Genomic DNA, 14,177 nt, shown 5'->3' on the forward strand with positions numbered 1-14,177 from the left:
GAACTGAGCCCGCGAAGGTTTTGAAACGCCTTCGCGGGTTTGCTTTATTGTTTGAGCCTTTCGTGATGAGGATTGCCCTCTGCTGAAGTGGACGCCCAAGAACCTCGACACCATCGCGGAAGCGGCGTGGCAGCACCTCGTGCTGTCCTTCTCCTCCGTCTTGATCGGCTGTGCGATTGCGCTCGTGCTCGGCATCGTCTGCGCGCGGCGTCCGCGTTTGTATTCGGTCGTGCTGACGCTCACCGGAATCATCTTCGTGATCCCGAGCCTCGCACTCTTTGCCTTTCTGATCCCCTTCATGGGGCTGGGCTTCAAGCCCGCGCTGACCGGCCTTTCTTCCTATTGCCTGCTGATCCTGCTCCGCAACGTCGTCACCGGCCTGCGCTCGGTGCCCGAAGATGTGCTGGATGCGGCGGACGGCATGGGGTTCAGCCGCTGGCAGCGGCTTTTCCGCATCGAACTACCGATGGCGCTACCTTTGATCGTGTCGGGCATCCGCATCGCGCTCGTCACCGTGATCGGCATCGCCACTATTGCGGCCTTTATCGACGGCGGCGGTTTGGGCACCATCATCCTGGCCGGGCTCGACCAGAACTATCCCGAGAAGATCATCGTCGGCGGCCTGGTCACGGCACTCATGGCGATCCTGTTCGACTATGGCCTCACGCGCTTCGAGCGCTCGCTCCTGCGCTGGAGGGCGGCATGAGCCTCGTTCTCGATGCGTTGACCTGGATCTGGAACAATCCCGCTCCCTTCAACCGCGCCCTGATCCAGCATCTGGTGATGTCGGGTGCCTCGCTTCTGATCGCGCTTGCGGTCGGCCTGCCGCTCGCGGTTCTGATCATCAGCCGCCAGACCCTGGCAACCGTCTCCATCAACGTGGTCAATGCCTTGCGCACGCTGCCGAGCCTCGTGATCCTCGCCATCATGATGCCCTTCATGGGCATCGGCTTGGCACCGTCCATCGTCGCGCTGACGATCCTCGCGCTGCCGCCGATCCTGATCAACGCCTATGTGGGCCTGCGCGACGTCGATCCCGATGCGGTGGAGGCCGCGACCGGCATGGGCATGAGCCGCTCGCAGATCCTGTGGAAGATCCGCGTGCCGCTGGCCGCTCCAGCGATGTTCGCAGGGCTTCGTACCGCGGCCGTACAGGTGTTGGCGGGCGCGACCCTCGCGCCCTTCATCGGCGGCGGAGGCCTGGGCGATTTCATCGTCGCGGGCCTTGGCATCATGGATATGTCGCGTCTGCTCGTCGGGGCGCTGACGATTGCCGTTCTCGCCCTTCTCGCCGAGTTCATTCTCGCGCTCACCGAAAAGCTGCTCTTTGCCGAAAGGACGGGCGCATGATCACCATGAACCATGTTTCCAAGCGCTTCGGGGACGGGTCGGCTGCCGCCGTGGACGATCTTTCCATGGTGGTGCCCGATGGCGAGACCGTCGCACTGGTCGGCCCCTCGGGCTGCGGCAAGACCACCACCATGCGCATGATCAACCGTTTGATCGAGCCCACGGAGGGCAGGATCATGGTGGCGGGCGAAGACGTGCGCAAGGTCGATCCCGTGCAGTTCCGCCGCCGCATCGGCTATGTGATCCAGCAGGTGGGCCTGTTCTCGCATATGACGATCGCGCAGAATATCGGCGCGGTGCCCAAGCTGCTCGGCTGGGACGCGTCCAAAATCAAGCGTCGCAACGAGGAGCTCATCGAGCTGGTGGGCTTGGACACCTCCATGCTCTCGCGCTATCCGCGCCAGCTTTCGGGCGGCCAGCGCCAGCGCGTGGGCGTGGCGCGTGCGCTCGCGGCCGACCCGCCGGTGCTTCTCATGGACGAGCCCTTCGGCGCCATCGACCCCATCGCCCGCACCCGCCTCCAGAACGAGTTCCGCGCCATCCTGCGCCGCGTGAAGAAGACGGTGGTGATGGTCACCCACGACATCGACGAGGCCGTGCGGTTGGGCGACCGCATCGCCATCATGCGCGCGGGCAAGATCGTGCAATACGACACGCCGGATACGATCCTGTCGCGGCCCGTCGATGGGTTCGTGGAAAACTTCGTCGGCGCGGATCGGGCGCTGAAGCGGCTGAGCCTGTTCGAGGCGCGCAACGTGATGAGCGCACCGGACGAGGCAGTGGCCAAGGCTCAGGTCTCGGGCGACACGGACTTGCGCGACGCGCTGGCCGCGATGATCGCGGCGGATGCGGATCGGGTGGATGTGGTGGACGAGGGCACGAAGGTGGGCACCTTGACGCGCGAAGCGGTGTTCGCGGTTTAACGACCGGCAGGTTTCGCGGTGAGGTGTGTTTCGCGGCCGCGTCACCCCCACCTCTTCGACGCTTCAAATCAGACGAGAGAACCCTCCGTTCACTGACCCAGAGGCAAAGTCACCTCCTGCAGCAATCCGTGCGGTTGCCGGTTGCGGATGGTGATCGTGCCGCCATTCCGCTCCACGATCTCGCGCGCGATCGCCAGCCCCAGGCCTGCGCCCTTGTGGACCTTGCGCCGGGCAGCATCGACGCGGAAGAAGGGTTCGAAGGCCTGGGCCAGAAGATCGTCCGGAATGCCGGGGCCGTCGTCTTCCACGCGAAAAACCGCGCGCCTATCGGCTTGGGTGACCTGAACCCTGGCACCCCCGCCATGGCGGGCGGCGTTCTCCACGAGGTTGCGCAAGGCACGCTTGAGAGCAAGCGGCTGGCCGCGCACCAGCGCAGGCGCGTCGCCGGGGACGATCGAGGCCGGCAGCCCGATCTCGCTCACCTCCTTCACCACGTCCTGCGCCAGCCTGCGCAGGGAGATCGGCTCGAAGGCACCCGGCTCGGCTTCCTCGCGGACGAGGCGGATGGCGCTGTCGGCGATCTGGTCGAGCTCGTCGAGGTCGCGCAGCCAGATGGCGCGGTCATCGTCGGGCAGAAATTCGGCGCGCAGGCGCAGCCGCGTCATCGGCGTGCGCAGATCGTGCCCGGCGGCAGCCACGAGGCGCATGCGGCTTTCCATGGCACTTTTGAGCCGGGCGGAAAGACGGTTGAGGGCATGTGCCGTGGCGCGTGTTTCGGGCGGCCCCTTTTCGGGGATCGGCGGCGGCACGCCTTCGGGCCCGACGGCGGCGAGCGCGTTCTCGATCATCCGCATCGGGCCCAGGATGCGCGAGGCGACAAAGAAGGAAACCACGATGGCCCCGAGCACCACGAGCGAAAGATAGGACACCAACGCTCGAAACGGCGAGGGCGGACGGCTGGGATAGCTGAGATAGGCCCATTCGCTGTCGGTGACCGGAAAAGCGAGCTGGCGCTTGTTGTCGTCGGCCGCCACGATCATCGCGCTGGGCGGCAGGTCGAATGCCATCAGCTCCTCGTTGAGGCGGCGCATCAGTCGCCCGTCGGGCTTGGGCCCCAGCGTGATGCCGGCTTCCCGCGCCCGCTCGGCCGAGCCTCCGACGAGCCTGGTGACGACGCTGACCTCTTCGGCGAAGGCGCGATTGAAGCTGCCGTCACGCCCCCGTTCCACGATCTGCGCGGTGATCACGGCGGCCAGCACCACGACGGTGACGATCGCCACGAAAAGCAGCAAAGCAAGCCGCAGGCGAAGCGGGATCATGGCGTCCGCTCTTCCCGCTCCACATGCGCGGCGAACTGGTAGCCGCCATTGCGCACGGTCTTGAACAGGCGGAACACACCGCCATCGCCGAAGCGGCGCCGCAGGCGGCTCATGGACACGTCGATGGTGCGGTCGAACGGATCGACCGAGGCGCGGCCGTGGAGCAGGTCGAGCAATGTTTCACGTGAAAGCACGCGGCCGGGCCGTTCGAGGAAGATGCGCAAGAGGTCGAATTCGGTGCCGGTCAGCTCGATCTCCGCGCCTTGCGCATCCGTCACGGCCCTCGTCACCGTGTCCATCCGGTAGGTCTCGAAGCGGAAGATCGCGCCTGAAACCGACAGGGGCTGCTCCGCAGTTTCCGGTGTCGGCCCGCCGCGCCGCAACACGGCCTTGATGCGGGCAGAGAGTTCGCGCGGGTTGAACGGTTTGCCGAGATAGTCGTCGGCACCCAGTTCCAGCCCGATGATGCGGTCCACATCTTCCTTGAGCGCGGTGAGCAGGATCACGGCGAGGCCCGGCGTGCGGTTCTTGATGTCGCGGCAGATGTCGAGGCCGGACCCGTCGGGCAGCATGACGTCGAGCACCACGAGATCGGGCGCGAACTGCGCGATCTTCGCCTCGCATTCGCGCCGGTCGCCGGCGAGTGCCGTGGCGAAGCCCTGGCCCTCGAGATAGCGGCCAAGGAGCTGGCGAATTTCGCTGTCGTCGTCCACCACGAGCACGCGGGTCTTGTCGGTCATCGGCTTGTCGGTCGGGCTTCGGTCATTCTCTTAAAATGCACCGATCGGCCTTCTGCGCCAGCGCCCGAGCCGCCCTCGTTACAAATCGATACATTCGGAAACGCACCCGCCATGGGGGCCGCCACAATCGCTTTCTATGTTTGCTCCTGTCACCAACCCGAACAAAGGACTTGGTTCATGAGCACGAAAAGAAACATCCTCGCGGCAGCCCTTGCCGCAGGCATCGCCCTTCCTGTCGGCGCCTATGCGCAGCAGGGCGGCTTCGACGATGGCAACCGGGGCGGTCCGCGCCAGGAGCGCGGCGACAAGGACTGGCGCGACCGTGACGGTCGCGGTGGTCCGGGTGGCTGGCGTCATCACGGCCCGCGCCATGGCGAGCGGCGCGGCCCCGGCATGCTGTGGAACGTGGCCGAAAAGCTTTCGGCCGCCGAGGTCGCCCTTGGCATCACGGCCGAGCAGGAGCCGGCATGGCGCAACTTCACAGGCGCCGTGGTGGCCTTCGTCCAGGCCGGTCGCGGCGGACCGATGGCGCAGCCTCCCGGCGACGAGGATGACGGCCCCGAAGCGGCCGCACCCGATGCAGGCCCAGCTGACGAGGCCGGCGCACCCCCTGCGCCCGACGCTGCCGATGAGACAGTCGATCAGGCCGATGCGGGCGTGCTCGACGATCTGCGTGGCGTGCAGCGCATGGAGCGCTTCCTCGACCGTTCGATTGCACGCGGTCAGGCAGCGGAACGCGTGAAGACGGCGCTCGACGGCTTGTCGGCCGTGCTGACGCCCGAGCAGGCCAGAACCGCCGATCGTCTTCTCGCCGAACTCGGCCCCCGTCATGGACCGCGCCACGGCCCGGGGCGCGACGGCTGGGGCGGCCCGAAGGGTCCCCGTGGTCCGGAAGGTCGTGGACCCGGACGAGGACCGGACAATCGCGGCGGTGAAACCCCTCCGCCGCCTCCGCCGCCTGCCGGTGAAGCGCCTGCGCCCGCGCAGCCGCAGTAAAACCGCAAAGGGGCCGGAAGACCAGCAAGGGTTTTCCGGCCCTCTCTCTGCTATGACTTGAAACGAGATGACCTTTCCTTTTCGCACGCTTCCGCTCGCAGCATCGCTTCTGCTCGGCCTTTCGCTCGGGAATGCCGAGGCGGAGGAAGCACGCGCGGCAACCGAAGCGAAATCGCCGGACGCGCCCGTAAGTCTCTCGGTCACCACCGACCGCGTGCGCGAGCAGGCGGTGTCGGTTCCCATTTCCGGCACGGGGCTGGTCGAGGCCTGGCAGGAAGTGGTGGTCGGTGCCGAGAGTGGCGGCGTGGCACTCAGGGAAGTGCTCGTGTCCGAAGGCGACCATGTGGAAAAGGGCCAGGTTCTGGCCCGCCTCGACGCGGCGCTTCTGAAAGCCCAGATCGCGCAGCAGGACGCGGCGGTGCGTAGTGCGGAAGCCTCCGCCCGCAATGCGGTGGCGGCGAGCGAGCGCGCATTGCGCTTGTCACGGTCAGGCACGCTCGCGAGCGAAACGGTGGAAACGCGCCAGACCACGCTCGAAACCGCGAATGCGGCCGTGGAACAGGCCAAGGCCGTGCGCGACACGCTCGCCGTGCAGCTCGACCGCCTCGAAATCCGTGCGCCTTTCGCCGGCGTGATTTCGGCGAAACCGGCGGTGGAGGGCGGCATGGTGCAGGCCGGCACCGAGATTGCCCGTATCCAGCGCGACGGCGCGCTCGAAGCACGCATCAAGATACCCGAACAGCGGCTCGGCCTCGTCTCGGTCGGCGATGCCGTCACGCTCGACGGTTCGAACGGCAAGCCGGTGACGGCAAAGGTCACATCGCTTGGCCAGACGGTCGATGCCACGTCGCATCTCGCGACGGTTGCCGTTCGCTTGCCCGAAGGCTCGGGCTTTCGCGCCGGCATGTTCGTGCGCGGCACGGTGAACGCAGCGGGCGGCAGGGCACTCACCGTGGCGCAGGGGGCGCTGACCTGGGTCGACAACAAGCCGGCCGTGTTCGTGGTCAACGACGACAGCACCGTTTCGCGCCGCACCGTTCAGGCCGGCGCGCGGGCGGAAGGACGCATCACGGTGTCGGGCGATTTGAAGCCCGACGAGATGGTGGTGGCCGAGGGCGCGGGCTTTCTTGCCGACGGCAACCGCGTGCTGGTGGTCGAGAGCCAGGCGCAAAACGATGAGACCGTGACGGGAGACACCACGCGGTGAACAACATCTCCGCCTGGTCGATCCGCAATCCCATCCCGACCGTCGTTCTCTTTCTGGCGCTTCTCGTCGCGGGCATCTGGGGCTTCACCCAGTTGCGCGTGAACATCATGCCCGACATCGATTTTCCGATGGTGACGGTGGTGGTGGCGCAGACGGGCGCGGCGCCGACCGAGATCGAGACCCAGGTGACCGATCTGGTGGAAAGTGCCGTTTCCACGATTTCGGGCGTGGAAAGCGTGTCCTCCACGATCAGTGAAGGCTCTTCGGTCACGATGATCGAGTTCGAGCTCGACACCGACCTGACGCAGGCCACCGACGAAGTGCGCACGGCCGTGTCCTCGATCGAGAACCAGTTGCCGACCACGGCCGAAGCACCGGTCGTCGCACGCGTGAATGCGGGTGATTTCGCGATCCTGACCTATGTGGTCGATGCCCCGAAGATGGACCCGGGCGAGTTGTCCTGGTTCGTGGACAACGATATTTCCAAGGCGCTGTTGAAGGTCGATGGCGTGTCCAAGGTGACGCGCTCGGGCGGCGTGTCGCGCGCCGTCCTCGTCAAGCTCGATCCCGACCGGCTCACCGCACTCGGCGTTACCGTGCAGGACATCAGCCAGGCGCTGGCAGCGCAGACCACCGACAGTTCGGGCGGGCGCACGGTGGTGGGGGAGGCGGAGCAGTCCGTGCGCACACTGGGCCGCGTCGCCTCCGTGGCCGATCTGGCCGATCTGCCGGTGACGCTCGGTTCGGGCGAAATCATGCGGCTGGGCGATATCGGCGCCATTGAGGACAATTGGGAGGAGCCGCGCAGCCGTGCCCGCTTCGACGGGCGTGAGGTCGTGTCCTTTTCCGTGTTCAGCGCCAAGGGATCGAGCCAGGTCGGCGTGACCCATGCGGTGCGCGACGCGGTCGCCGGGTTGAACGCGCAGAACAGCGGGGCGAAGCTGACGGAAGTCACATCGACCTCGGACTTCGTCGAGGAAAGCTACGACGCGGCCGTGGAAGCGCTGTGGGTGGGCGCGCTGTTGGCGGTGGCCGTGGTGTTCGTGTTTTTGCGCGACTTTCGCGCGACGCTCGTGTCCGCCACCGCCTTGCCGCTGTCGCTGATCCCGACCTTCGCCGTGATGGCGTGGCTGGACCTGTCGCTCAACGGCATCACGCTGCTCGCCCTTTCGCTCGTGGTCGGTATCCTCGTGGACGACGCCATCGTCGAGATCGAGAACATCGTCCGCCACATGCGCCAGACCGGCATTTCGGCCTATCAGGCGGCAATGGAAGCGGCCGACGAGATCGGGCTCGCGGTGGTGGCGACCACCATGACCATCGTGGCCGTGTTCGTGCCGGTGGCCTTCATGCCGGGCATTCCAGGCAAGCTTTTCGCGAGCTTTGCGGTGGCGGTCTGCGTGTCCGTCCTGTTTTCGCTGCTCGTCGCGCGCACGCTGACGCCCTTGATGGGCGCCTACCTCGTGAAGGCGGGCGGCGGGCATGACGAGACCAGGGTGGCGGGGTGGGTACGCGCCTATCTCGCCGTGCTGAAAGGTGCGCTGCGCTTTCGCTGGCTGACGATCCTGCTCGGGCTTTTATTCTTTGCCGGCTCGATCTTCGTTGCGACACGCCTGCCGACCGAGTTCATGCCCGCGACCGACCAGGGCCGCGCGGTGGCGAGCGTGGAGTTGCAGCCCGGCTCGACGCTGGCCGAGACCGACCGCGCGGTGATGGCGGTCAGCGAGCGCCTCAGGAAACAGCCGGAAGTGAAGAGCGTATTCGCCGAGATCGGCACGGCGACGGAAGGCCGTGGCGGGCCCGGCCGCTCGACGAGTGCCGCGGTGACGACTGCCACCGTGACGGCGAACCTCAAGCCGCGCGCCGAGCGCGACATCACGCAACAAGAGTTCGAGGCGCGGATGAGTCCGCTTTTGCGCGACATCCCCGGCGCACGCATCCAGTTCGGTGCGGACGGCCAATCGGGCGCCAAGGTCTCGATCACGCTGGTGGGGGCCGACAGCGACAGGTTGGCTCAAACCGCTGCCCAGCTCGCGACCGAGATGCGCACCGTGCCGGGCCTGCTCAACCCGGTTTCGGACGCGGCGGCCGCCAAACCGGAGCTTGTCGTGGTGCCCGACAAGGCGCGCATGGCGAGCGCGGGCGTGACGGCAGCCCAGGTCGCGCGTCTGTTGTCGGTCTCGACGCTGGGCGACAATGATGCGGCCCTCGCCAAGTTCAATCTCGGTGACCGGCAAGTCTATGTGGTGCCGACGCTGACCGACGAGGCGCGCGGCGATCTCGACCGCATCGCGACCCTTCAGGTGAAGGGCACGAACGCCACCGTGCCGCTGGGAGCGATTGCGCGCTTCGAGTTCGCGGCGGGCCCGACCACGATCCGGCATGTGGACAATGACCGCCGCGTGCAGGTCGAGGCCGAACTGTCGGGCCTGACGCTGGGCGAGGCGCGAAACGCCATCATGCAGCTGCCCGCCATGAAGAATTTGCCGGCCGGCATCACGGAAGAACCGCAGGGCGATTCCAAGCGGCTGGCCGAACTCTTCAACGGCTTCATCATGGCGATGATCGCGGGCGTGCTCCTGATGTTCGCGACGCTCGCACTTCTGTTCAACTCGTTCCTGCAGCCGGTGACGATCCTGACCGCGCTCCCGCTTTCCATCGGCGGCGCCTTCGGCTTTCTGTGGGTGACGGGCGCTTCGGTCGCCGTATCCGTTCTGATCGGCGTGCTGCTTCTGATGGGGATCGCCGCGAAGAACTCGATCCTGCTCGTGGAATACGCCATCGTCGCGCGGCGCAACGGGCAGGACCGGCTGGGCGCGCTTCTCGACGCCGCCACCAAACGCGCGCGGCCGATCGTGATGACCTCGATCGCCATGGGTGCCGGCATGGCGCCGATCGCGCTCGGCATCGGTGCCGACGCCGAAAGCCGTGCACCGATGGCATTGGCCGTGATCGGCGGGCTCCTGTCCTCGACGCTGCTCAGCCTCGTCTATGTGCCGGTGGTGTACACCGTGGTGGACGACCTCGAGCGCTGGCTCGGCCGCTGGCTCGGCAAGCTCTTGCCGCGCCAGGAGAAGCCGGCGCCGGAAGTTTCGGCCCCGGCGGGTTCATAGAGACTGTTTGGTGATTCATCGGCTGAGGGCTGGCGAGGAGTTTTCGTTGCCCGCTTCGTTGCCGAGCCTCGAATAGGCTCAAACGGATCGCATCAGCCCGCCATCGACGCGCAGGCTCTGGCCGGTGATGTAGCCGGCACCTTCGGAGACCAGAAAGGAAACGGTGGCGGCGATCTCTTCCGCCTTGCCGTAGCGCTGCATCGGCACGCTTTCGCGGCGTTCTTCGGTGCCGGGGAGGCTGTCGATCCAGCCGGGCAGCACATTGTTCATGCGCACATTGTCCCTGGCATGAGCATCGGCGAAGAGCTTGGAATAGGCGGCAAGGCCCGCGCGCGCGACCGCCGATGTGGGAAACATCGCGCTTGGTTCGGACACCCAGGCAGTCGAAATATTGACGATCGCACCCGCCTTCTGCGCGATCATCACGGGGGTGACGAGCCGCGTGGCGCGGACCACGTTGAGAAAATAGACGTCGAACGCCTGATGCCACTGTTCGTCGGTGATGTCGAGGATCGGCGCGCGGGGACCATGGCCCGCGCTGTTCACCAGGACATCGACGCGGCCCCATTTTTCGAGCGCGACGTCGAGCAGGCGCTTGAGGTCATCATTCGACTGGTTGGAGCCGGTGACGCCGACACCGCCGAGTTCGAGGGCCAGGGCCTCGCCCTTGCCGGATGAGGACAGGATCGCAACCTTGAATCCGTCTTCGGCGAGCCGCCGCGCGGAGGCCGCGCCCATGCCCGAACCGCCTGCGGTGATGATGGCAACCTTTTCGCTCATATGATCCCTCCTGATTGGGGAGACAGCCTTAAGTGTCCGCCGGCTTTTGCGCGAGGTGTTCGTTGTAGAAGCGCGGGTCGCCCGTCACTTCCTCGCCGATCCAGTCGGGCAGCGAAACGGCGTGGGTTTCAGAGGGTAGCTCGACCTCGGCCAGCACAAGCCCGGCATTCACCCCTTCAAAGACATCCACTTCCCATTTGAGGTCGCCCAGCACCACGTCGTGGCGCGTCTTCTGCAGGCGCGGGCCTCCGGAAAGCGCGATCATCGCCTCGGCGTCCGATACGGGGATCGGATATTCGAACTCCGAACGGCTCAGGCCTTTCTCCGCGCTCTTGACTGTCAGGAACGCCGTCTGGCTGTCGCGGATGCGCAGGCGGATCGAGAGGCCCGGGGCGGCGCCGAGATAGGCCTGGACGATATGCGAGAGGCGGGAAACGTTTTCGCGCCAGCCTTCATGCCGCACGAGAAACTTGCGTTCGATCTCCTGCGCCATCCGCTTTCTCGCTCCGTTTGCGCCAGTCGGTCCAATAGCTCTCGATGCGTGAAACCAATGCCTTGGGCTTTTCCACGAAGAGCTCGCCGCCCATGGCAAGCGCCTGCCGACCGAGCGCCTGTTCGCGCGTCAGGAGAACGTCGTGCAGCACGTCGCGACCCTCCAGATTGCCGAACAGCTCGCTTTCGGTTTCGAGGCCCAGGCGGAACACCGACATGTCGTGCTGCTGGCCCAGGAGCTCGCCCAGCTCGTTGGCGAGATCGCGCTGGCCGCCGAGCAGATGCGGGGCCCCGTCGCGCATTAGGCAGAGATGGTAGAAATGCGCCTTCACGGCCTTGCGCCAGTCGTGGAATGTTTCGGCGTCGTCGCTGTGCGAAAGCGCGCGCATGTCGTCGCGGCCGCGCTTGTAGATGATCTGGAACCCTTCGCGCAGCGCGCCGAAATTCTTGGTGCTCAGCTTCCAGCCCTCGGCGCGGCTGCGGAGAGCCGTGAAAGCCGTGCGGAAGCTTTCGAGGGCTTCCTCGCGATCGACTTCGGCTGTCATCTTTTCGGCGCGGGCCTTGATGGCACTCTGGAAGCGGTCGAGCTTGCGCTGACTCAGGCGCGCCTTCAGTTCGTCCTCGATGGCTCCGAATGTCTCGCCCATCACCTCGGCATCGCGCAGGAGGGACAGGCCCTGTGCCGCGTCGCGAATGGCGGCGTTCTCGTGGGCGTAAGCGTCGAAGGACGGGCGCACGAGGCGTAACAGGGCGCGCAGGCGCTTGGAACGCTTGCGGACGCTGTGAATGGCTTTTTCATGCGCGATCAATCCGCCGAGTTCGGCGAGCGCCGTGTCGATCTGGTCGAGCGCGATGCGGCGGACAGCGCTTTGGACATGTCTGTCGTCCGCCATGAATTTGAATGCCACGGGAAACTCCTTCTCGCGGAACGCCTAAGGGATCAGCCTGCGAAAAGGTTGCAAACCAGGCCAGCGCACGGAGACAGCGCACCGTTCTGTCACGCTCCTGTCATGGGCGGAACGGATAGGCAGAACCTTCTTTCCAAGGGGTCTCTGTTCATGCGCCATCGCGTTCTCCCGCCGCTCGCCACCGCACTGCTCGCCGCTTCCGCCCTCCCGGCTTCGGCTGACCCGTTCTTCGACCGGGTGGCGACTTTCATGGCGCACAGCAATGTCGAGGGCGAGGCGGATAAGCCGGCGGTGGCCGAGATCATCTCGGCGAATGCGGACGGCACGCTGCTCGTTTACACCGACGCCGCCGGAAAACGCGTCGGCATGATCGACATCAACGATCCGGCGAACCCCAAGCCCCTCGGCACGGTGGCGGTGGGCGGGGAGCCGACTTCCGTGAAGATCGTGGGCACCACGGCCTATGTGGCGGTGGACACGTCCGAAAGCTTCACGAAGCCCACCGGCAAGCTCTTGGCGGTCGACACAAGCGCGAAGAGTGTCGCCAAGGAGTGCGAACTGCCCGGCCAGCCGGACTCGGTGGCGGCTGCCAAGGACGGCGCGTTCCTGGCGATTGCGATGGAAAACCAGCGCGACGAGGAGACGAACGACGGCAACCTGCCGCAGCTGCCCGCCGGCTCGTTGGTGACGGTGGCGCTGGATGGTGCTGCGCTCGACTGCGCCAGGATCAACGAGATCGCACTGACCGGTCTCGCATCGGTCGCGGGCGAAGACCCCGAGCCGGAATTCGTGGATATCAACGAGCGGGGCGAGATCGTCGTCACGCTGCAGGAAAACAATGCGGTCGTTCTCGTGGACGGCAAGACCGGCAAGGTCACCGGCAACTGGGATGCGGGCCGTGTCGATCTCGACAGGATCGACACGGAAAAGGACGGCGTCATCCGTCTGGACGGCAAGATGGAGAACGTCGCGCGCGAGCCCGATGGCGTGGCATGGCTCGGCAATGACCGTGTGGTGACGGCGAACGAGGGCGATTGGAAGGGCGGCACGCGCGGCTTCACGATTTTTTTGCGCGACGGCACCGTGCAGTTCGATCCGGGCAACAGCCTGGAGCATGCGGTGGTGGCGCTTGGCCATTACCCTGAGAAGCGCAACAAGAAGGGCATCGAGATCGAGGGCGTGGCGACCGGCACTTACGGCGACGAACAGCTGATCTTCGTCGGCTCCGAGCGCGCGTCCGTGGTGGCCGTTTACCGCGATCGCGAAGGGGCCGATCCGGACTTGTTGCAGGTCCTGCCCGGCGGCATCGGACCGGAAGGCCTGTTGGCGATCCCGAGCCGCAACCTGTTCGTGACGGCGACCGAAACCGACCTCACGGAAGATGGCGGCATCGGGGGGCAGGTGGTGATCTATCAACGTGCCGAGCGCGCGGCGCCGGCCTATCCGACGATTGCATCGGAACTGGGCGAGACCGGCCTGCCCATCCCCTGGGGCGCGCTGTCCGGCCTGGCCGCCGACAAGGCGACGCCCGGCCGCCTTTATGCGGTGACCGACAGCGCCTATGGCAAGGCACCGCGCATTTTGACCATCGACGCCACCCGCACACCCGCCGCGATCACGGCCGAGATGACGGTGACCAAGGATGGCAAGACGGCGGAAGACCTCGACCTCGAAGGCATCGCGGTGGCGGCCGATGGCGGCTTCTGGCTAGCCTCGGAAGGCAATGCCAAAGGGCGCAAGAATCTGCTCCTGAAAGTCGATGCGAAGGGCGCGGTGCAGGACGAGATCGCGCTGCCTGCCGAAGTCGAGGCGACTGCGACCGCGTCCGGTTATGAGGGCGTGACGGTGACCGGCGAGGGCGACGCCACCACCGTCTGGCTCGCCCAGCAGCGGCCGTGGAAGGGGGACGCCGAGGACGAGGTGAAGCTTTTCGCCTTCAAGCCGGCTTCAAAGGAATGGGGCGCGGTGCGCTACAAGCTCGAGCCCAAGGGCGAGGGCTGGGTGGGCCTGTCCGAGATCACCGCCGACAATGACCGCGTCATCCTGATCGAGCGCGACAATCAGATCGGGAGCAAGGCCAAGCTCAAGCGCTTGTATGCGGTGCCGATGAGCGAGATGAAGCCCGCACCGCTGGGTGGCGAGTTGCCGCTCGTGTCGAAGGCGATAGCGCACGACTTCCTGCCGGAGCTTCAGGCGCCGAAGGGCTATGTGCTCGACAAGATCGAAGGCTTCGCGCTGGACAAGGACGGCAATGGCTTCGCGGTCACCGATAATGACGGCGTGGACGACGCATCCGGCGAAACGCAGTTCCTGCGGCTGGGCCGGCTGTAAGGATCGGAAAGGCGGCGC

At 66.1% G+C, this 14,177-nt stretch carries 12 protein-coding genes; 7 read left to right on the forward strand and 5 right to left on the reverse strand.

What is annotated here, in order from left to right:
- Positions 1-82 precede the first annotated feature (82 nt).
- Genes NGM99_RS04125 through NGM99_RS04135 form a run of 3 tightly spaced genes read left to right on the forward strand, consistent with a single transcriptional unit; the run spans position 83 to position 2,273 of the window.
- Positions 83-706 (forward strand): ABC transporter permease, encoded by a 624-nt coding sequence (locus NGM99_RS04125; RefSeq protein ID WP_252816907.1) that lies wholly within the window; start codon positions 83-85, stop codon positions 704-706.
- A complete protein-coding gene (locus NGM99_RS04130) occupies positions 703-1,350 on the forward strand; it encodes an ABC transporter permease (RefSeq protein ID WP_252816275.1) in 648 nt (215 codons plus the stop codon). The genes NGM99_RS04125 and NGM99_RS04130 overlap by 4 nt, the downstream gene beginning before the upstream one ends.
- On the forward strand, positions 1,347-2,273 hold the full coding sequence (locus NGM99_RS04135) for an ABC transporter ATP-binding protein (protein WP_252816277.1): 927 nt from the start codon (positions 1,347-1,349) through the stop codon (positions 2,271-2,273). Before NGM99_RS04130 ends, NGM99_RS04135 begins: the two co-directional genes overlap by 4 nt.
- 89 nt (positions 2,274-2,362) lie before the next feature.
- On the opposite strand, the gene NGM99_RS04140 is transcribed toward NGM99_RS04135, so the two are convergent.
- Positions 2,363-3,592, reverse strand: a complete 1,230-nt coding sequence (locus NGM99_RS04140) for an ATP-binding protein (RefSeq protein WP_252816279.1) — start codon at positions 3,590-3,592, stop codon at positions 2,363-2,365.
- On the reverse strand, positions 3,589-4,332 hold the full coding sequence (locus NGM99_RS04145) for a response regulator transcription factor (RefSeq protein WP_252816281.1): 744 nt from the start codon (positions 4,330-4,332) through the stop codon (positions 3,589-3,591). Before NGM99_RS04145 ends, NGM99_RS04140 begins: the two co-directional genes overlap by 4 nt.
- Positions 4,333-4,509: 177 nt before the next feature.
- Here NGM99_RS04145 and NGM99_RS04150 point away from each other — a divergent pair, with 177 nt between their 5' ends.
- From NGM99_RS04150 to NGM99_RS04160, 3 genes are all read left to right on the forward strand, one after another.
- On the forward strand, positions 4,510-5,328 hold the full coding sequence (locus NGM99_RS04150) for a hypothetical protein (RefSeq protein WP_252816282.1): 819 nt from the start codon (positions 4,510-4,512) through the stop codon (positions 5,326-5,328).
- A 67-nt stretch (positions 5,329-5,395) separates the two neighbouring features.
- Positions 5,396-6,535: an efflux RND transporter periplasmic adaptor subunit gene (locus NGM99_RS04155; RefSeq protein ID WP_252816284.1), complete on the forward strand. Its 1,140-nt coding sequence runs from the start codon at positions 5,396-5,398 to the stop codon at positions 6,533-6,535.
- Positions 6,532-9,648 carry an efflux RND transporter permease subunit gene (locus NGM99_RS04160; RefSeq protein WP_252816286.1) on the forward strand — a complete coding sequence of 1,039 codons (3,117 nt, stop codon included), beginning with the start codon at positions 6,532-6,534 and terminating at the stop codon, positions 9,646-9,648. The genes NGM99_RS04155 and NGM99_RS04160 overlap by 4 nt, the downstream gene beginning before the upstream one ends.
- Before the next feature lie 78 nt (positions 9,649-9,726).
- Here NGM99_RS04160 and NGM99_RS04165 read toward each other — a convergent pair whose 3' ends face one another.
- From NGM99_RS04165 to NGM99_RS04175, 3 genes are read right to left on the reverse strand one after another with little or no spacing between them, the layout of a single operon-like run.
- Positions 9,727-10,428 carry an SDR family oxidoreductase gene (locus NGM99_RS04165; protein ID WP_252816287.1) on the reverse strand — a complete coding sequence of 234 codons (702 nt, stop codon included), beginning with the start codon at positions 10,426-10,428 and terminating at the stop codon, positions 9,727-9,729.
- 28 nt (positions 10,429-10,456) lie between these two features.
- Positions 10,457-10,921 (reverse strand): CYTH domain-containing protein, encoded by a 465-nt coding sequence (locus NGM99_RS04170; RefSeq protein ID WP_252816288.1) that lies wholly within the window; start codon positions 10,919-10,921, stop codon positions 10,457-10,459.
- Positions 10,881-11,828, reverse strand: a complete 948-nt coding sequence (locus tag NGM99_RS04175; RefSeq protein WP_252816289.1) for a CHAD domain-containing protein — start codon at positions 11,826-11,828, stop codon at positions 10,881-10,883. Before NGM99_RS04175 ends, NGM99_RS04170 begins: the two co-directional genes overlap by 41 nt.
- 150 nt (positions 11,829-11,978) lie before the next feature.
- On the opposite strand from NGM99_RS04175, the gene NGM99_RS04180 reads away from it, so the two are divergent.
- Positions 11,979-14,159: an esterase-like activity of phytase family protein gene (locus NGM99_RS04180; protein ID WP_252816291.1), complete on the forward strand. Its 2,181-nt coding sequence runs from the start codon at positions 11,979-11,981 to the stop codon at positions 14,157-14,159.
- The last annotated feature ends 18 nt before the right edge of the window (positions 14,160-14,177 follow it).

The organism is Mesorhizobium liriopis (genome assembly GCF_024053505.1).
Taxonomy (GTDB): domain Bacteria; phylum Pseudomonadota; class Alphaproteobacteria; order Rhizobiales; family Rhizobiaceae; genus Mesorhizobium_B; species Mesorhizobium_B liriopis.

Excerpts from the sequence above, each read along its gene's own strand:
- NGM99_RS04130 (WP_252816275.1), top strand. The coding sequence starts at position 703 with ATGAGCCTCGTTCTCGATGCGTTGACCTGGATCTGGAACAATCCCGCT.
- NGM99_RS04135 (WP_252816277.1), top strand. The coding sequence starts at position 1,347 with ATGATCACCATGAACCATGTTTCCAAGCGCTTCGGGGACGGGTCGGCT.
- NGM99_RS04140 (WP_252816279.1), bottom strand. The coding sequence starts at position 3,592 with ATGATCCCGCTTCGCCTGCGGCTTGCTTTGCTGCTTTTCGTGGCGATC.
- NGM99_RS04145 (WP_252816281.1), bottom strand. The coding sequence starts at position 4,332 with ATGACCGACAAGACCCGCGTGCTCGTGGTGGACGACGACAGCGAAATT.
- NGM99_RS04150 (WP_252816282.1), top strand. The coding sequence starts at position 4,510 with ATGAGCACGAAAAGAAACATCCTCGCGGCAGCCCTTGCCGCAGGCATC.
- NGM99_RS04155 (WP_252816284.1), top strand. The coding sequence starts at position 5,396 with ATGACCTTTCCTTTTCGCACGCTTCCGCTCGCAGCATCGCTTCTGCTC.
- NGM99_RS04165 (WP_252816287.1), bottom strand. The coding sequence starts at position 10,428 with ATGAGCGAAAAGGTTGCCATCATCACCGCAGGCGGTTCGGGCATGGGC.
- NGM99_RS04170 (WP_252816288.1), bottom strand. The coding sequence starts at position 10,921 with ATGGCGCAGGAGATCGAACGCAAGTTTCTCGTGCGGCATGAAGGCTGG.
- NGM99_RS04180 (WP_252816291.1), top strand. The coding sequence starts at position 11,979 with ATGCGCCATCGCGTTCTCCCGCCGCTCGCCACCGCACTGCTCGCCGCT.